Annotated in this window: 18 protein-coding genes; 13 read left to right on the top strand and 5 right to left on the bottom strand. The window is 71.0% G+C overall.

Annotated features, from left to right (window positions below; genetic code table 11):
- The first annotated feature begins 70 nt into the window (after nucleotides 1–70).
- Together Ari01nite_RS27960 and Ari01nite_RS27965 are read left to right on the top strand one after the other, a co-directional pair.
- The gene (locus Ari01nite_RS27960) at nucleotides 71–706 is read left to right on the top strand and encodes a CGNR zinc finger domain-containing protein (protein WP_239163087.1); all 636 of its coding nucleotides are present in this window, start codon (nucleotides 71–73) and stop codon (nucleotides 704–706) included.
- 45 nt (nucleotides 707–751) lie between these two features.
- Nucleotides 752–1,525, top strand: coding sequence for a zf-HC2 domain-containing protein (locus Ari01nite_RS27965; RefSeq protein WP_203785176.1), 774 nt, complete (start codon nucleotides 752–754; stop codon nucleotides 1,523–1,525).
- A gap of 18 nt (nucleotides 1,526–1,543) precedes the next feature.
- On the opposite strand, the gene Ari01nite_RS27970 is transcribed toward Ari01nite_RS27965, so the two are convergent.
- From Ari01nite_RS27970 to Ari01nite_RS27980, 3 genes are all read right to left on the bottom strand, one after another.
- On the bottom strand, nucleotides 1,544–1,777 hold the full coding sequence (locus Ari01nite_RS27970; RefSeq protein ID WP_203785177.1) for a hypothetical protein: 234 nt from the start codon (nucleotides 1,775–1,777) through the stop codon (nucleotides 1,544–1,546).
- Nucleotides 1,778–1,841: 64 nt separating this feature from the next.
- Nucleotides 1,842–2,294, bottom strand: a complete 453-nt coding sequence (mscL, locus tag Ari01nite_RS27975) for a large conductance mechanosensitive channel protein MscL (protein ID WP_203785304.1) — start codon at nucleotides 2,292–2,294, stop codon at nucleotides 1,842–1,844.
- Nucleotides 2,295–2,405: 111 nt separating this feature from the next.
- Nucleotides 2,406–2,759, bottom strand: coding sequence for an STAS domain-containing protein (locus Ari01nite_RS27980; protein WP_203785178.1), 354 nt, complete (start codon nucleotides 2,757–2,759; stop codon nucleotides 2,406–2,408).
- 157 nt (nucleotides 2,760–2,916) lie between these two features.
- Between Ari01nite_RS27980 and Ari01nite_RS27985 the strand changes: the two genes are divergently transcribed.
- The 9 genes from Ari01nite_RS27985 to Ari01nite_RS28025 all read left to right on the top strand — a co-directional run bounded on the left by Ari01nite_RS27985 (nucleotide 2,917) and on the right by Ari01nite_RS28025 (nucleotide 11,280).
- A complete protein-coding gene (locus Ari01nite_RS27985) occupies nucleotides 2,917–3,783 on the top strand; it encodes an STAS domain-containing protein (RefSeq protein ID WP_203785179.1) in 867 nt (288 codons plus the stop codon).
- Nucleotide 3,784: 1 nt separating this feature from the next.
- The gene (locus Ari01nite_RS27990) at nucleotides 3,785–4,204 is read left to right on the top strand and encodes an STAS domain-containing protein (protein WP_203785180.1); all 420 of its coding nucleotides are present in this window, start codon (nucleotides 3,785–3,787) and stop codon (nucleotides 4,202–4,204) included.
- Nucleotides 4,201–4,605 (top strand): anti-sigma regulatory factor, encoded by a 405-nt coding sequence (locus Ari01nite_RS27995; RefSeq protein ID WP_203785181.1) that lies wholly within the window; start codon nucleotides 4,201–4,203, stop codon nucleotides 4,603–4,605. Before Ari01nite_RS27990 ends, Ari01nite_RS27995 begins: the two co-directional genes overlap by 4 nt.
- Nucleotides 4,602–5,633, top strand: coding sequence for an ATP-binding SpoIIE family protein phosphatase (locus Ari01nite_RS28000; protein WP_203785182.1), 1,032 nt, complete (start codon nucleotides 4,602–4,604; stop codon nucleotides 5,631–5,633). The genes Ari01nite_RS27995 and Ari01nite_RS28000 overlap by 4 nt, the downstream gene beginning before the upstream one ends.
- Entirely contained in the window at nucleotides 5,630–6,988 is a 1,359-nt protein-coding gene (locus Ari01nite_RS28005) for a sensor histidine kinase (protein WP_203785183.1), read from the top strand. Before Ari01nite_RS28000 ends, Ari01nite_RS28005 begins: the two co-directional genes overlap by 4 nt.
- Nucleotides 6,985–8,514, top strand: coding sequence for a SpoIIE family protein phosphatase (locus tag Ari01nite_RS28010; protein WP_203785184.1), 1,530 nt, complete (start codon nucleotides 6,985–6,987; stop codon nucleotides 8,512–8,514). Before Ari01nite_RS28005 ends, Ari01nite_RS28010 begins: the two co-directional genes overlap by 4 nt.
- Nucleotides 8,515–8,582: 68 nt before the next feature.
- Nucleotides 8,583–9,119: a PadR family transcriptional regulator gene (locus Ari01nite_RS28015; protein ID WP_203785185.1), complete on the top strand. Its 537-nt coding sequence runs from the start codon at nucleotides 8,583–8,585 to the stop codon at nucleotides 9,117–9,119.
- On the top strand, nucleotides 9,116–9,805 hold the full coding sequence (locus Ari01nite_RS28020) for an ABC transporter ATP-binding protein (RefSeq protein WP_203785186.1): 690 nt from the start codon (nucleotides 9,116–9,118) through the stop codon (nucleotides 9,803–9,805). Before Ari01nite_RS28015 ends, Ari01nite_RS28020 begins: the two co-directional genes overlap by 4 nt.
- Entirely contained in the window at nucleotides 9,802–11,280 is a 1,479-nt protein-coding gene (locus Ari01nite_RS28025) for an FtsX-like permease family protein (RefSeq protein ID WP_203785187.1), read from the top strand. The genes Ari01nite_RS28020 and Ari01nite_RS28025 overlap by 4 nt, the downstream gene beginning before the upstream one ends.
- On the opposite strand, the gene Ari01nite_RS28030 is transcribed toward Ari01nite_RS28025, so the two are convergent.
- Nucleotides 11,266–13,350 carry a S9 family peptidase gene (locus Ari01nite_RS28030; protein ID WP_203785188.1) on the bottom strand — a complete coding sequence of 695 codons (2,085 nt, stop codon included), beginning with the start codon at nucleotides 13,348–13,350 and terminating at the stop codon, nucleotides 11,266–11,268. The two genes, Ari01nite_RS28025 and Ari01nite_RS28030, sit on opposite strands and share 15 nt — an antisense overlap.
- 151 nt (nucleotides 13,351–13,501) lie before the next feature.
- Between Ari01nite_RS28030 and Ari01nite_RS28035 the strand changes: the two genes are divergently transcribed.
- Together Ari01nite_RS28035 and Ari01nite_RS28040 are read left to right on the top strand one after the other, a co-directional pair.
- Nucleotides 13,502–14,626: an FAD-binding oxidoreductase gene (locus Ari01nite_RS28035; RefSeq protein WP_239163089.1), complete on the top strand. Its 1,125-nt coding sequence runs from the start codon at nucleotides 13,502–13,504 to the stop codon at nucleotides 14,624–14,626.
- Nucleotides 14,613–14,948 carry a hypothetical protein gene (locus tag Ari01nite_RS28040; RefSeq protein WP_203785189.1) on the top strand — a complete coding sequence of 112 codons (336 nt, stop codon included), beginning with the start codon at nucleotides 14,613–14,615 and terminating at the stop codon, nucleotides 14,946–14,948. Before Ari01nite_RS28035 ends, Ari01nite_RS28040 begins: the two co-directional genes overlap by 14 nt.
- 702 nt (nucleotides 14,949–15,650) lie before the next feature.
- Here the strand turns inward: Ari01nite_RS28040 and Ari01nite_RS28045 are convergent.
- On the bottom strand, nucleotides 15,651–16,199 hold the full coding sequence (locus tag Ari01nite_RS28045) for a response regulator (protein WP_203785190.1): 549 nt from the start codon (nucleotides 16,197–16,199) through the stop codon (nucleotides 15,651–15,653).
- Between the last annotated feature and the right edge of the window lie 21 nt (nucleotides 16,200–16,220).

The following is a 16,220-nucleotide window of genomic DNA, read 5'->3' on the forward strand; positions in this document are numbered from 1 at the left end:
TCCCCCACGTTCGGCGGAAGGGAACGGTAGGTGGACGCGGTTGTGAAAAAGAGTCAAGTACTCTTCGGTTATGTCATGGATGGCCAGCGCCCGGCACGGCGTACGTGAAGCCCCTGCCGGGCTCGCGCTCGTGCAGGATCTGCTGAACACCCGCGCGACCATGCACTACGGCGCTGACCTGCTGCTCAACGCCGACGACGCCCAGCGCTGGCTCACCGAGGCCCTGGGCACCTGGGCCCGGGTGTCCGGCCTGCCGGCACCCACGCTGCTGATCTCGTCGACCGACCTGCGGTCGTTGCGCCGGCTGCGCACCACCTTCGAAAACGTGATCCTGGCCGCCGGCAAGCAGGAGTTCGACGGCGCCCTGCCGCCGGCCGACGTGCCGGTGAGCCTGGTGCCGGACGCCGACGGCTGGGTGCGGATGGTGCCTACCGGCCGCGGCACCCGGTGGCTGGCCTCGGCGCTGTGGGCCGAGGCGCTGCTGGCCCAGCAGGCCGGGCTGTGGCCGCGGCTCAAGCTGTGCCACAACGTCGACTGCCGGGCCGCCTTCTTCGACACCTCGCGCAACAACAGCGGCGTCTGGCACGACGTCAGCACCTGCGGCAACACCGCCAATCTGCGGGCCTTCCGGGAGCGCAAGCGGCTGATGGGCGGCAGCGGCAGCCAGCCGCCCTCGGTGTCCGGTCCGCCGCCCACCTTCCGCTGACCAGCTCCCGGGAACTTCGTCGCGCGACCGCGCGACTATAGGTACATGGGTTGTGAGCGGTGGCGCGAGATGCTGTCTGCGCAGCTGGACGGCGAGGACGAGGCGGCCGACCGGCCGCGGGTCGAGGAACACCTGGCCGGATGTGCCGGCTGCCGGGAGTGGCTGGACCGGGCGGCCACGGTCAACCGGCTGACGCGGACCGGCGTGGGCCTCGCCCCGGATCTCAGCGCGACCATCCTGGCGGCCCTGCCGGCGACCCCGGCGACGGTGCCGTTCTGGCGGCGCCTCCCGCCGACCGCCGCCCTCTACGTGGCGCTCGCCGCGGTCGGTGCGGTGCAGCTCATCCTCGGCCTGGGTCAGGTCGGCGGCGGCGTGGCCGCGACCCACGAGCACGCGGCGCTGAACGCGACCCCCGGCCACCTGTGGCACGAGTCGGCCGCGTGGAACGTCGCGATCGGTGCCGGATACCTGTTCATCGCGCTGCGCCGCAGCCGGCCGTCCGGCCTGGTGCCGATGCTGACCGCCTTCGTGGGGATGCTGGTGCTGCTCTCGGTCAACGACCTGACCGGTGACCGGGTCGACGGCACCCGGCTGGTCAGCCACGGGTTCGTCATCCTCGGATATCTGCTGATCGTCACGCTGTCCCGGATGCCGGGCGGCTTCACGGCCCCGCCCGGTGCGCGGGCCGGCGGCGGCTCGGGCTGGCGGGTGCGGTTCGGCGGCGACGAGCCGGTCGGCGTGCCGGCACCGCGGCCCGGGCTGCGCCTGGTGCCCCGCGGTCCGATGACCGCGGAGCACGACGAGCGGCGCGCCGCGTAAACACGCCGGGCAGAGGGGTCAGCGGGCCGGCGGGCGGATCGAGAGCTCGCGCCACTCGTCCGGGCCGGACAGCAGCGCGCGCACGGTGTCGAGGGCCGCCTCCTCGCTGTCGTACTCGAAGAAGTGCGAGACCCCGTCGGCGCCGCCTGCGCGCTGCTCCACATACCACTGGTCGCCGCTGACGCGAAGGTAGACGTCCTTGCGCGCGATGCGGCCCCATTTGCCGTTCCACCAGTGTTTACGCTGCTCCATCCCGGCACTGTATCGAACATTTGTTCGAACCGTACCGGCTACCCTCCGGGTACTTCGCAGCGTGTCAGCGCGGCGGCTCCTGGTGATGACGCCCGAGCACGTCGTCGACCGCGCTGCCCTTGCCGATCGGGGCCTGCCGCCCCTGCACCAGGGCGTCCCGGATCTCGGTGAGCAGCACGATCTCCTCGCTGGGGGCCTTCGGCGGCGGCTCCTCGCCGCGGCGGCGCCGCTCGGCCAGCGCGTTCAGCGGGAAGACCACCAGGAAGTAGAGCACCGCCGCGGTGATCAGGAACGTGACGATCGCGTTGAGGAAGGTGGCGTAGTCGAAATGGACGTCACCCACGGACCATTTGCCGGCGTTGACGCCGGTATCGCCGCCCATGAGCTGGATCAGCGGCTTGATGAAACCGTTGGTGAAGGCGGTGACCACCGTGGTGAACGCGGCGCCTATCACGATGCCGACCGCGAGGTCGACCACGTTGCCGCGCATGATGAAGTCTTTGAAACCCTGGAACATCTTGCTCATGGCACTCCCGCACGCCGAGGGGATCCGTCAAGCGGCAGGTGCCCGCCGCCGGTCGGCGACAAACTACGCCGATCGGGCTGCTACAGGAAGTGGAGCCCCGGCTCAGTCGAGAGCGGGCTCCTGCGCGGCGACGGCCTCGTCGACCGTGGGGTAGGTGCGCAGGACCTCGACCAGGCCGCTGACCTCAAGGATGCGAAGCACGCCCCGCTGCGGTGCGGCGAGCCGGACCGTGCCGCCGGCGTCGTCCGTGCTGTTTTTGGCGCGCACAAAGACCGACAGGCCGGTGGAGTCGCAGAACGACACCTCGGCCAGGTCGAAGACCAGCCGCGTGCGCCCCTTTTCCAGCAGGTCACTGATCTGGTCCTGCAACTGGGGCGCGGTGGCCATGTCGAGCTCGCCGGCCACCGACACGACGACCATGTCGGCGCGCTGTTCCGTTTGTACCGTCAGGGACATTCAGGACCTCCAGGTATGTGCATGACGGTACTCCAGGTGGCGGCGGTTCGGCATGACGGGGCAGGTCGGTCGCCCTTGCCGGGTTAGTTGGCTTACAGCAAGTATTGGACCTTGCGATGATAAAGTCCGCGAGACCACGAGGTCGGGAGGCAAAGCGGTGGCGCTGAGTACGGATGAGGCGAGTCGCTTCGCCGTTCTCCTCGAGGAGAACCAGGAGGCACTGGTCGGGGCATGGACCGACCGCGTCGCCGAGACCCTGCGCGGCCGGCTGAGCCGGGCCGAGCTCCAGCGGCAGACCGGCGAGCTGCGCAAGGGCTTCCAGCTGGCGATGACCGGCGGGGCCGCCGAACTGTCGGATGAATCGGCCGCCGAACTGCGCGCCCAGCTCAGCGAGCTGTCCAACAGCCGGGCCCGGCAGGGGTTCACCGCCACCGAGACGGCGGTCAGCGTGTACGCCTTCAAGGAGGCGGTGCTGAGCATCCTCAACGGCCGTGACGGCGACGACCTGGCCACGCTGCGGGACTACGTGGCCTTCTCGGCCTTCGTGGACGAGGCGGCGCTGTTCACCTTCGACAGCTACGTCAGGGTGCGTGAGGGGCTCATCGCCGACCAGGCCGAGCAGCTGCTCGAGCTGTCCACCCCGGTGGTCAAGCTCTGGGAGGGCGTGGTCGCCGTTCCGCTGGTCGGCACGCTCGACTCGGCCCGCGCCCAGGTGGTGATGGAGCGGCTGCTGCAGACCCTGGTCGACACCGGCTCCCCGTACGCGATCATCGACATCACCGGCGTCCCGGCCGTGGACACCCAGGTGGCGCAGCACATTCTCAAGACGGTGGTGGCCGCCCGGCTGATGGGCGCCGACTGCATCATCTCCGGCATCCGGCCGCAGATCGCCCAGACGATCGTGGCGCTCGGCATCGAATTCGGCGACATCGCCACCAAGGCGTCGCTGGCCGACGCGCTGCGCTACGTCCTCGCCCGGACCGGTCAGACCGCCGGCCGGACCGGTCGTGGCAGGGAGCGCTGAGGTGGACCGGGTTCCGATCCTTAAGATCGGCGACATCCTGCTGGTCTCCATCCAGATCGACATGGAGGACCAGGTCGCCCTCCAGCTTCAGGAAGACCTCGCCGAGCGGATCGTGGCCACCGGCTGTCACGGCGTGGTCATCGACATCAGCGCGCTGGACATCGTCGACTCGTTCGTCGGCCGTACCCTCGCCACCATCGCCTCGATCTCCCGGGTGCTCGACGCCGAGACGGTGGTGGTCGGCATGCGCCCGGCCGTGGCCATCACCCTGGTCGAGCTCGGGCTGTCGCTGCCCGGCATCCGCACCGCTCTCAACGTGGAGCTCGGCATGGAACTGCTGGCCCGGGCCCGCGACGAGGGTGTGAACGAGGACGGCGACGCCGAGGACGAACCCGGAACGCCCGCGGTACCCGCGCCGTGAACGGTGACAGCGAGCGGCTCGAGGTCGTCTCCGACCAGGACGTCGTCCGGGTCCGCCAGCTGGTGCGTTCTGTTGCCGTGCAGGTCAAGCTCTCGCTCGTCGACCAGACCAAGCTGGTCACCGCGGCCAGCGAGCTGGCACGGAACACCCTGGTCTACGGCGGGGGCGGCTCGGTCGAGGTCTTCCGGGTCGACAACGGCCGCCGGCCGGGCATCAAGATTGTTTTCGCCGATCAGGGTCCGGGTATCGCCGACCTGGACCTCGCACTTACCGACGGCTACACCACCGGCGGCGGCCTCGGGCTCGGCCTGAGCGGCGCGCGCCGGCTGGTCGACGAGTTCGACATCGACACCGCGGTGGGGCAGGGTACGACCATTACCGTGACCAAGTGGTGCCGATGAGCGGAGGCACGGTGGTGTCGCTACCCGAGGGGCTCCTGAACGGGGGAGCCTGGTTCCGGGTGGAGGCCACCGCGACGGCCTCCGCCGCCCGGCGATCGGCCGAGCGGCTCGCCGCCGAGCTGGGACTGCCCGACAGGCGCACGGCCGATCTCGCGATCGTGACCGCAGAGGCGGCCGGCAACCTGGTGAAGCACGCCGACGAGGGTCAGTTGCTGGTCCGCGCGGTGCGCAACGCGGAGCAGGCCGGGGTGGAGATCATCGCGTTGGACCGCGGGCCCGGCATGGCCGACCTGGCGGTCTCGGTGGGCGACGGCCACTCCACGGCCGGCACGCTGGGCATCGGGCTGGGCGCGATCGTCCGGCAGGCCTCCTGGTGCGACCTGCACTCGGTGCCCGGCAAGGGCACCGTGCTGGCCGCCCAGGTCTGGCCGTCCGAGCCGCCGCCACCGGGCTGGGCCTCGGGCCTGACCCGGCCGCTCACCGGCGAGCCGGTCAGCGGCGACGCGTTCGCCATCCGGGACGCCGGCGGCCGCCGTCAGCTGCTGATGTGTGACGGGCTGGGGCACGGCGGGCTGGCCGCGGCGGCCGCGCACGAGGCGGTGCGCGTGTTCGGCGAGGCGCCGCCGTCGGACCCCGCCGCGGTGGTCGAGCTGCTGCACCGCCGGCTCAGCCACACCCGCGGCGCCGCTCTGGCGGTGGCCGAGTTGGACGAGGACGCCGGTCTGGTCCGGTACGCGGGGCTCGGCAACATCACCGGCACCGTTTTCGGCCCGACCGGTTCCCGGCGTGGCATGGTCTCGCTGCCCGGCATCGCCGGCCACCAGCGGCGCCAGGTCCGGCAGTTCGACTACCCGCTGGAGCCGGCCGCGGTGGTGGTGATGCACAGCGACGGCGTGGTGGACCGGTGGAACCCGGCGGATTACCCGGGCCTGCTCACCCACTCGCCCACGGTGATCGCGGCCACCGTGCTGCGCGACGCCGGGGTCCGCCGCGACGACGCCGGAGTGCTCGCGGCCAGGCTGCCATGACCGAGCCTGCCAGGACCGAGCCGCTGATGCGCATGCGGCTGCGCGTCGAGCAGGACATCTTCGTGGTGCGCCAGCTCGGCCGCGAGGTGGCCCGTGCGGTCGGCCTCGATCAGCAGGACCAGACCCGGCTGGCCACCGCGCTCAGCGAGGTGGCCCGGGTCATGCTGGCCACCGGTACCGCCGCGGACGTGGCGTTCAGCGCGGAGCCGAACGGGGTACCCATGTTGCGGGTGGTGGTGGAAAATCCGCTGTCCGCCGGCGGCGCCGGCCTGGAGCCGCAGCTAGCCCTGGTCGGCCGCCTGGTCGATACGATGGAGGTCGGCGATGGCGAAACCGGTACGGTGGTTCGGATGGCACGACGCCTGCCCGCGAGCGCGCCAAGGCTGACCCCGGAACGCATGGACGAGATCCGCGCCGGGCTGGCCCGCCATGTCCCCGGTACCCCGCTGGACGAGCTGAACGTACAGAATCAGCAGCTCATCGCGGCCCTCGACGAGGTGCGCGCACAACGCGACGACCTCGCTCGGCTGAACGCCGAGCTGGAGGAGACCAACCGCGGCGTGATGGCGCTGTACCACCAGCTCTCCGACGAACTGGAGGAGACGAACCGCGGGGTGGTGGCCCTCTATGCCGAGCTGGACGAGAAATCGGTGCAGCTGCGCGCGGCCAGCGAGGCGAAAAGCCGGTTCCTGGCGAACGTGAGCCACGAGCTGCGGGCACCGGTCACCGCGATCATCGGGCTGGCCCGGCTGCTCGGCGACGCGTCGTCCGAGCCGCTGAGCACCGAACAGCACCGCCAGGTCGACCTGATCAGCGGCTCGGCCGCCGATCTGCTCACCCTGGTCAACGACCTGCTCGACCTGGCCAAGGCGGAGGCCGGCCGGGTCGAGCCGGAGTGGTCCGAGGTCGACCTGCGGGCGGTGTTCGGCCAGTTGCGCGGCACACTGCGGCCGCTGGCCACCCGGCCCGAGGTCGATTTCGTGGTCGACGAGCCGTCGGTGGCCACGGTGCGCACCGACGAGGTGCTGCTCACCCGGGTGCTGCGCAACCTGCTGACCAACGCGATCAAGTTCACCGCGGAGGGATCGGTCCGGATGTCGATGCGCCGGGTCGACGACGACGTCGAGTTCACCGTCGCCGACACCGGCACCGGCATCCCGCCGGAGCTGCATGAGCGGATCTTCGAGGAGTTCTACCAGGTACCGGGCAGCCAGTCGATCAGCGGCAAGGGCACCGGCCTGGGCCTGCCCTACGCCCGCCGGCTGGTCGGCATTCTGGGCGGCGGGCTGCGCGTCGAGTCCACGCCGGGCCAGGGCAGCACCTTCACCGTGCGGTTACCGGTCGCCCCGTCATGAGCGTGGCCACCGTTCTCGTCGTCGACGACAGCGCCACCAAGCGTTATCTGCTGGTGAGCTGGCTGACCCGGGCCGGTTTCACGGTGCGGCAGGCGGAGACCGGTGGCGAGGCGCTGCGCATGCTCCCGGGCGCCGGCGTCGACCTCGTGGTGCTGGACGTGAAGCTGCCGGACATGAGCGGTTTCGACGTCTGCGAAAAAATCAAAACCGATCCGGCGTACGGCGTCCTGCCGGTGATCCACGTGTCGGCGCACGCGGTCGACGTGGGCGACCGCACCCAGGGTCTGAACCGGGGCGCGGACGCGTACCTGGTGGAACCGATCGAGCCGGACGAGCTGATCGCCACCTGCCAGGCCGTGCTGCGCTACTACTCGGCACGGCGGCGGGCCGAGTCGCTGGCCGCCCGGATGGTGCGGCTGGCCGAGACCACGCTGGCCATCAACTCGGCGTCCACGCTGGCCGGCCTGCTGGAGGCGGCGGCCGAGGGCGCGCACGACATCTTCGGCGGCCCGGTGGTGGTGCTGGCCGAGACCGTGGACGGCGAGAGCCTGGCCGCGGTCGGCTCGCCGCCGGTGCTGCACCACTGGTCACTGACCGAACCCAACGTGGCGGTGGGCTCGCTGGTGCGCACCGACGAGCCGGCCGACTGGGACGTAACCGACTGGCCGGACGACGAGTCGGTGGCGGTGGCGGCCGCCCGGCTGCGGATCGACCGGCCGGCGGTTTATGTTGCCGTGCCGAGCAGCTCGCAGACCCCGGGGTTCCCGGTGCTGCGCCAGCTCTCCCAGGCGGTGGCGGCCGCGGTCGAGGCGCAGCGGTCCTATGACGAGGAACACCGGATCGCGGTCACCCTGCAGCGCAGCCTGCTGCAGTCGCACCTGCCCGACGTGCCGGGCGTGGAACTGGCCATGCGCTACGAGCCGGCCGGCGCGCAGACCGAGGTGGGCGGCGACTTCTACGAGCTGACCATGCTCGACGGCCGGCTGCTGGTGGCGATCGGTGACGTGGCCGGGCACTCGCTGCACGCGGCCACCGTGATGGCCGAGGTGCGGCACGCGGTGCGCGCGTACGCGGTCGAGGGTCATCCGCCGGGCACGGTGCTGGGCCTGGTCAACCGCTTCATGCGGACCGTGCTGCCGGCCGACTCGGCGACCCTGTGCCTGCTCACCCTCGACCCGGCCACCGGCGCGGTGCGGATGGCCAGCGCCGGTCACCTGCCGCCGCTGCTGCACACCGCGGACGGGGTCAGCTTCCTCCAGCCGGCCGGCCCGCTGCTGGGCATCAACGCACCGCGGCCGGGCGACCTGGAATTCGTGCTGCCCCGCGGCGGCACGCTGGTGCTCTACACCGACGGCCTGGTCGAGCGCCGGGACGCGGACATCGACGTGGGCCTGGCCGCGCTGGCCGAGGCGACCCGGTCGGTGGAGGGCAGCCTGGACGCGTTCTGCCGGCGGCTGTTGTTGCAGCTGGGAGCGTCCGGACAGCAGGCCGACGACATCGCGGTGGTGGCTCTGCGCCGCGACTGAGGTCTTCGGTAGGGGTCTTCGGTATGGGGTCTTGACGGCCGCTATTCACTCATTGAATAGTAACGGTTATGTCCACCGCGCATGTCATCCTCGGGCTGCTCGCCGGCGGCCCGCGGCACGGCTACGACCTGAAACGGGCGCACGACGAGCGCCTGCCGCGGGCCAAGCCGCTCGCCTTCGGTCAGGTGTACGCCACTCTCGGCCGGCTGCAGCGGGACGGTCTGGTGACCGAGGCCGGTCAGGACCGCGAGGGTGGGCCAGACCGCACGTCGTACACGATCACCGAGGCCGGCCGCGAGCACCTGGACACCTGGCTGTCCGCGGTCGAGCCGCCCGCGCCGTACGTGACCAGTGCTCTTTTCAACAAGGTGGTGGTGGCGCTGCTGGCCGCCGATGCCGACCGCGCCCGCGACTACCTGGTCGCGCAGCGGGTCGCGCACATGAGCCGGATGCGTGAGCTCACCGCCGCCAAATCCGAGTCCGGCGCGAGCGTCGGCGACGTGGTCGCCGCCGACTATGCGCTCGGGCACATCGACGCAGACCTGAGCTGGTTGCAGACCACCCTCGCCCGGGTCGCCGACCTGCAGAAGGAAGTGACCACATGAGCGCACTCCTGGCCGCAGCCGCGATTACCCGGAGCTACGGCAACACACCGGCCCTGCGCGGCGTCGACTTCGCGCTGGCCGAGGGCGAGATCGTCGCCGTCACCGGGCCGAGCGGCTGCGGCAAGTCCACGCTGCTGCACTGCCTGGCCGGCATCCTGCGCGCCGACGCCGGCACGATCACCTACCGCGACCAGGACATCGGGCTCTGGTCCGAGGCGGCCCGGTCCCGGCTGCGGCGCACCGAGTTCGGCGTGCTGTTCCAGTTCGGCCAGTTGGTGCCCGAGCTGACCGCGGTGGAGAACGTCGCGCTCCCGCTGCTTCTCGCCGGTTCGGGGCGGCGAGAAGCGCGGGAGGCGGCGCTCGGCTGGCTGGACCGGCTCGGCGTGGCCGACCTGGCCGAGCAGCGTCCCGGTGCCATGTCCGGCGGCCAGCAGCAGCGCTGCGCCGTCGCCCGGGCCCTGGTCACCGAACCGCGGGTGCTGTTCGCCGACGAGCCGACCGGCGCGCTCGACGCGCTCACCGGCGAGCAGGTGCTCGGCGAGATCGTGCGGACCGCCCGGGACCAGGGCACCGCGGTGGTCCTGGTCACCCACGAGCCGCGGGTGTCGGCGTACGCCGATCGCGAAGTTGCCCTGCGCGACGGCGTGGTCGACCCGACCGGACTAGGTCTGGGGGTCACGGCGTGAGTCCGGCGACGCTGAGCCGGCTCGCGGTGGCCGGCAACCGCACCGACGTGCTGCGGACCGTGCTCACCGCGCTCAGTTCCGGGCTCGCGGTGGTGGCGCTGCTGGCCGCGGCCACCGTCATCTCGATCACCGGCTGGGCCGACCGGTACTCGAACCCGCTGCTCGTCGAGGACGGCCTGCGGCCCGGCGTGATGGCCACCCTGGTCCTGGTGTCGTTGCCGGTGCTGGCCCTGGCCGGGCAGTGCATCCGGCTCGGCGCGCCGGCTCGGGACCGGCGGCTGGCGGCCCTCCGGCTGGCCGGTGCCACGCCCCGCGAGTCGGTGCTGATCGCGACCGCCGAGACGGCCGTGGCGAGCCTGCTCGGCTCGGTGCTCGGCCTGGTCGCGTACCTGATCGGTCGTGAGGTTTTGACTCGGCGTGACGCACTCGGCCGGCTGCTGCTGCCCACCGACGTGTTGCCGCACCCCGCGGCCATCGTGCCGATCGTGCTGGTGGTGCCGCTGCTCGCGGCCCTGATCGGCGCGTTGCTGATGCGCCGGGTCATCGTCACCCCGCTGGGCGTCGTCCGGCGGACCCGGGACCGGGGTCCGCGGCCGTGGCCGGGGCTGCTGATCGCGGCCGGTCTGGTGCTGTTCGGCATCCCCGTCTCGTGGGAGCGCGTGCACACCATGCCCCGGGCGCTGTTCTACAGCCTGCTCACCGCTGGGGTGGTGCTGACCATGGCCGGGGTGGTGCTGGGCACCGGCTGGATCTCGCACACCGCCGGCCGGCTGCTGCGCCGGTACGGACGCGGGCCGGCCACCCTGCTCGCCGGCCAGCGCCTGATCACCGATCCGTGGAACGGCAGCCGCACCATGGCCGGGCTGTTGGCAGCGGTGATCGTCGGGGCGGGCGTGCTCGGCTATCGGGCCAATCTCGCTACCACGTTCCGCGCCTACGACCTGTTCAACCAGGCGATGGGCGAGCGGGACGGCTCGGGCATCTCGGCCGGTGACGAGCCGGGGTTCTACTTCGGCGCGATCCGGCTCATCATGATCGCGATCGCGGTGAGCGCGGCCGTGGCGGCGGCCGGGGTGCTGGTGGCGCTGGCCGAGAGCATCGTGGCCCGACGGCGGACGTTCGCGGCGCTCACCGCGACCGGCGTGCCCCGGCGCACCCTCGCCGCCGCGGTGCTGTGGCAGACCCTGGCGCCGCTGGTGCCGGCCATACTGCTGGGACTCGCGGTCGGCAACGCGCTGGCCCGGCTGATCGAAACCCGGGTCACCGTGGGCGGCTATGAGACCTGCATCGGCGAGGACGGAACCACGGCGTGCGTCTCCCAGGTGGTGCCGCGCATCGAGCTGGCAGTGCCGATCCCGTGGGCGCACCTCTCGCTGCTCGGCGGCGGCGTCCTGCTCACCGTGCTGGTCGCGGTCGGTGCCGGACTGCTGGTGTTGCGGTCCAGCACCGACCTCGAGGAGCTACGCGCCGGCTAGACCCAGCACGTCGAGGGTCCAGGCGGCCACGAACGACTCCTCTTTCCAGGCGTCGTAGCGGCCGCTCGGACCGGCGTGGCCGGCACCCATCTCGGTCTTGAGCAGGTAGGTGCCGTTCGGTGCGACGCGGCGTAGCCGCGCGATCCACTTGGCGGGCTCGTGATAGAGCACCCGGGTGTCGTTCAGGCTGGTCACCGCGAGGATCTTGGGGTATGGCAGGTCGGCGACGTTCTCGTACGGGCTGTACGCCTTCATGTAGGCGTACACCTCGGCCGATTCGATCGGGTTGCCCCACTCCTCCCACTCGGTCACGGTCAGCGGTAGCGACGGATCGAGGATCGAGGTCAGCGGGTCGACGAACGGCACCTGGGCCACGATGCCGGCGAACGCCCGCGGCGCCAGGTTGGCGACCGCGCCCATCAGCAGGCCGCCGGCCGAGCCGCCCCGGGCCACCAGCCGGTCCGCGGTGGTCCAGCCCTTCGCCACCAGCGCCTCGGCGACCGCGACGAAGTCGGTGAACGTGTTTTTCTTGGTCAGCAGCTTGCCGTCCTCATACCAGTGACGGCCCATCTCGCCGCCGCCGCGGACGTGCGCGATGGCATAGACGACGCCGCGGTCCAGCAGCGACAGCCGGGCAATCGAGAAGTACGGGTCGATGCTGTGCTCGTAGGAGCCGTAGCCGTAGAGCAGCGCCGGAGCCGCGCCGCCGTCCCGGACGCCCTTACGGCACACGATCGAGATCGGCACGCTGGTGCCGTCGGCGGCCCGCGCCCACTCCCGGAACTGCTCGTAGTCGGCCGGATCGTACCCGCCCAGCACCGGCTTCTGCTTGCGCAGCGTCATCTGCCGGGTCACCAGATCGACGTCGTAGATCGAGTCGGGCGTGACCATCGAGGTGTAGCCGATCCGGACCGTGCCGGTGTCGTACTCCGGGTTGCCGGCCAGGCCCACGCTGTAGAGCGGCTCGGGGAACGGCATGTCGTACGAGTCGGTGCTGCCGTCGCCCATCACCCGCAGCCCGGTGAGGCCGTCCCGGCGCAGCGAGATCACGATGTGCCGGGCGAACGCGTCGACCGACTCGAGCCGGGTGCCCGGCTGGTGCGGGATCAGCTCGACCCAGTCGCCCGGTGCGTCCGCCGAGGTGTACGCGAGCGCGAAGTCCTCGGCGTCGCGGTTGTGCAGGATCAGAAACCGGTGCCCGTGGTGCTCGACGTTGTACTCGACGCCCTGCTGGCGCGGCGCCACCAGGACCGGCTCGGCGGTCGGCGTCTCGGACGGGATGATCCGGACCTCGGACGTCACCTTGCTCTGGGTGTCGATGACGATGAACTTCTCGCTGCGGGTGAGTTCGACGCCGACCCAGAAGCGCTCGTCGGACTCCTCATATACGACCACGTCGTCGGTGGCCGCCTTGCCGATGGTGTGCCGCCACACCCGGTTGGGCCGCCAGGCGTCGTCCACGGTGATGTAGAACAGCGTGCTGTCGTCGGCCGACCAGGCGGTGCCGTAGAAGGTCTCGGGCACCTCGTCGACCAGTATCTCGCCGGTGAGCAGGTTTTTGACCCGCAGCGTGAAGCGCTCGTCGCCGCCGAAGTCGGTCGAGTAGGCCAGCCAGTTGCCGTCCGGGCTGACGTCGAAGGTGCCCAGCGCGAAGAACTCCTTGCCCTCGGCCAGCGCGTTGCCGTCGAGCAGGATCTCCTCGCCCGGCTTGTCGTCGGCCATCGGCGGCGCGGTCTCGCCCGGCTGCACCGGCACCCGGCAGTGGATGCCGTACTGCTTGCCCTCGACGGTGCGCGTGTAATACCAGTAATTGCCCTTGCGGGTGGGCACCGACAGGTCAGTCTCCTGGGTGCGGCTCTTGATCTCCTGGAAGACCTGGTCGCGCAGCCCGGCGAGATGTGCCGTGGCCTTGTCGGTCCAGGCGTTCTCGGCCTCGAGGTAGGCGGTGGTCGCCTGGTGGTCCTTGTCGGCGAGCCAGGCGTACTCGTCGTGCACGGTGTCACCGTGGAAGGTGCGCTCGCTCGGCACCTGGCGAACCGTGGGCGGGCTGTCGGGCGTTTCGGTCGTCACGGGACTCACGGTACCGGGCACCAGGGTTTGGCAGACATTATTGGGCCACCCAACCCCGCGCGCGTTCGAACATGTGTACGATATGCCAGAGTGGACGATCTATCTGACCGCCCCATCTGACCGCCGCTTTTGACCGCCGAGGCCGGGGGACATGAACCAGCTGCTTGATGCGCTTGTGGACATCTGCGGCCCTGACTATGCGCGCGCCGCGCGGTCGGTGGATGCCGTGGGTGGCCGGCGTGCCGGTTTCGTGGCGGTGCCCGCGACGGTGCATGCGGTCGCCGATGTCCTCCGCCTCGCCGCCGACCGTGGACTGGTTGCCGTGGCCCGAGGTTCCGGCAGCAAAATCGACTGGGGCCCGCCTAAAGCCGCCGTCGACCTGATCGTCGACACGGCGAGACTCGGCGGCATGTGGCATCACGACGTGGCCGGCCGCACCGCCGAGGTCGGCACCGGCACTCCCGTGCACGCGCTCCAGGCCGCCCTGGCCCTGCGCGGTCAACGGCTGCCGGTCGACCCGCCGTCCCGCACCGCGACGGTCGGCGGCATGCTCGCGGTCAACGAGTCGGGCCCGCTGCGTCACCGCTTCGGCTCGCCGGCCGAGTGGGTCGAGCGTATGGCGTATGTCGACGAGCTCGGCCAGCCCGCCGAATCCGACGGCGAACGCGGCCGCCCCGGCCTGGCTGAGGTAGCCGGCGTCATCACCTCGGCCGCGGTCCGCCTCGAGCCGTTGCCCGCCCTGCGCCGCTGGGTCACCACCCCCGTGCTCAATCCGATCCAGGCCACCAAGCTGGCCACCTCGGTGCCCGACCGCGCCGCCGCCGCGATCGAAACCGACCTGCCGGCCGAGGGCGCCGGCGCGCTGGCGGTCCTGTTCGAGGGTGACGAGGCCGTGGTCACCGCCGAGTCCGACGGCCTGGCCGACGCGTGGGGCGCCGACGCCGCGGTGTCCCCGGTCGCGCCCGCCTGGTGGGGCCGGTACCCCTTCGCCCCGTCCGACGTGGCGCTGCGCCTCTCCACGTCCCCGGCCGACCTGCCCGCCACGGTCTACGCCCTCGCCGACGCCGCCGGCATGCCGATATCGGTCCGGGGCTCGGCCGGCCTGGGTAGCGTGCACGCCGTACTGCCCGGCACGTTCCCACCCGAACGCATCAACCAGATCATGGAAACCCTGCGCCACGTCCTGATGGCCCGCAACGGCCAGGCCGTCCTGATCTCCGCCCCACCCACGCTGGCCACCGAGATCGAATTGGCTGCCCGCCATGACTTCTTCTGAGCACATGATCAGCCACCAGGTCAGGGCGTTCGTTCAGCTCGGCCCGCTCCCGTCGGAGCTCGACGACTCCGAGGACGGCGACGAGGCATTCGAGGCACGGGAACGCGCGCTGCTGGCCGTCGAGCCGCCGGTTTCCGCCGAGGAGGCAGACCTGCTGCTCGGCGCCTTCGGCGAGGACGACTGCTTCGGCCTGGCCTGGACGCTGCTGCACCTGGTCGAGTCAGCCCCCGCGCCGGCCGTGTCCACCGCCCCGCCGGCGGGCTCGAACCCCTGGATCATCCGTCTGTGGCAACGTCACCAGAACGACAAGGACCCCGGCTAGTCTCCCGGCTGGTCTCCGCCCAACACCGCCCTCTCCCGGTCGTCCCTCCCCCCGCGCCGCACCACAACATGCCGGGCGGGTCCGCGCGCGCCGGGATCGAGTCCCCGAGCCTGAACAGGATTCCGGTCTGCACGGCCAGATTTTGTCGATCTGGTGTCTGATCGACTTTCGCCATTTCGGGTTGGGAACCCTTTGCGGGTCGCCGGCGCGCACGGCTGCCCCGCCGACCCGCCGCCGTCAGGGCGATGTGGAGTTGCGTTTCGGTTGAACAGGAACTCGAAAAGTCCAAAGCCGCGGTGCGACTTTTTAGGAGTATTTGCGGTTTTTGTTCCCGCTGGATCACCGACTGACGGAACGATCGTCCACTTGTCGGGAAGAAGGCCACGGCGCGGGGGCCTGTCCCGACATTCGGTTGCCGGGAACCATTGACTGGGAACGGGAATGCCGATCAGGAGTTCGGCCGACAAGCCGCCTTCGTATAACGCGCATAACGGATGATGGCGAAACTCGAGAGTGACTGCCACGAACCGCAACCCGACATGATCGAGAGGCCGGGCTCTCGCCGCCGCGCTCGATACCTCGCCGGGTGCCATGAGACCGGAAAGCGGAGGCCGAGGGAGCAAACCTGCCGGGTGGCTTCCGGCCCGCACGGTCGGCAGCGACGGGCACGGTGATTCGCACCGGACCCTGGTGGGCGGCGGTTCAGTTGCCCCAGCGGGCCTTTTCCAGCAGCGCCAGAGCCTCGGCTGCTGCCTCGTCGCCGTTCGCGCGCAGGACTCGGGCTGCCTCGTCGACCGTTTCGGTCAGGCGTTGCCACTGGGCCTCGCGTTCACGGGCGGCTTCGGCCTGGGACTTCAGTTGCTGGGTCTTGGTCCACAGGTCTACGAAGATGGAGACCTTGGCGCGCAGCACCCACGGGTCGAAAGGCTTGGTCAGGTAGTCGACGGCGCCGGCCGCATATCCCCTCAGTGCCAGTTGGGCGTCGCGGTCGGCGGCGGTCAGGAACAGGATGGGCACGTGCCGGGTGCGTTCGCGCCGTTTGATGTGGCTGGCGGTCTCGAAGCCGTCCATGTTGGGCATTTGCGCGTCCAGCAGGATCACCGCGAAATCGTCGGTGAGCAGCTGTTTCAGCGCTGCCTCGCCGCTCTCCACGGCGACCGGGGTCACCGGGAGACCCTGAAGGATGGCCTCCAGAGCCAGGAGGTTGTCCTTTCGGTCGTCGACCAGCAAAGCTTTGGCGCGTTCCGCCACGCCGCCTCCTTCCTAGGTCAG

The sequence above is a fragment of the Paractinoplanes rishiriensis genome (genome assembly GCF_016862375.1).
In the GTDB taxonomy this organism is placed as follows: domain Bacteria; phylum Actinomycetota; class Actinomycetes; order Mycobacteriales; family Micromonosporaceae; genus Actinoplanes; species Actinoplanes rishiriensis.

Excerpts from the sequence above, each read along its gene's own strand:
- Ari01nite_RS27960 (WP_239163087.1), top strand. The coding sequence starts at position 71 with ATGTCATGGATGGCCAGCGCCCGGCACGGCGTACGTGAAGCCCCTGCC.
- Ari01nite_RS27965 (WP_203785176.1), top strand. The coding sequence starts at position 752 with ATGGGTTGTGAGCGGTGGCGCGAGATGCTGTCTGCGCAGCTGGACGGC.
- Ari01nite_RS27970 (WP_203785177.1), bottom strand. The coding sequence starts at position 1,777 with ATGGAGCAGCGTAAACACTGGTGGAACGGCAAATGGGGCCGCATCGCG.
- mscL (WP_203785304.1), bottom strand. The coding sequence starts at position 2,294 with ATGTTCCAGGGTTTCAAAGACTTCATCATGCGCGGCAACGTGGTCGAC.
- Ari01nite_RS27980 (WP_203785178.1), bottom strand. The coding sequence starts at position 2,759 with ATGTCCCTGACGGTACAAACGGAACAGCGCGCCGACATGGTCGTCGTG.
- Ari01nite_RS28000 (WP_203785182.1), top strand. The coding sequence starts at position 4,602 with ATGAGCGGAGGCACGGTGGTGTCGCTACCCGAGGGGCTCCTGAACGGG.
- Ari01nite_RS28005 (WP_203785183.1), top strand. The coding sequence starts at position 5,630 with ATGACCGAGCCTGCCAGGACCGAGCCGCTGATGCGCATGCGGCTGCGC.
- Ari01nite_RS28010 (WP_203785184.1), top strand. The coding sequence starts at position 6,985 with ATGAGCGTGGCCACCGTTCTCGTCGTCGACGACAGCGCCACCAAGCGT.
- Ari01nite_RS28015 (WP_203785185.1), top strand. The coding sequence starts at position 8,583 with ATGTCCACCGCGCATGTCATCCTCGGGCTGCTCGCCGGCGGCCCGCGG.
- Ari01nite_RS28020 (WP_203785186.1), top strand. The coding sequence starts at position 9,116 with ATGAGCGCACTCCTGGCCGCAGCCGCGATTACCCGGAGCTACGGCAAC.
- Ari01nite_RS28035 (WP_239163089.1), top strand. The coding sequence starts at position 13,502 with ATGAACCAGCTGCTTGATGCGCTTGTGGACATCTGCGGCCCTGACTAT.
- Ari01nite_RS28040 (WP_203785189.1), top strand. The coding sequence starts at position 14,613 with ATGACTTCTTCTGAGCACATGATCAGCCACCAGGTCAGGGCGTTCGTT.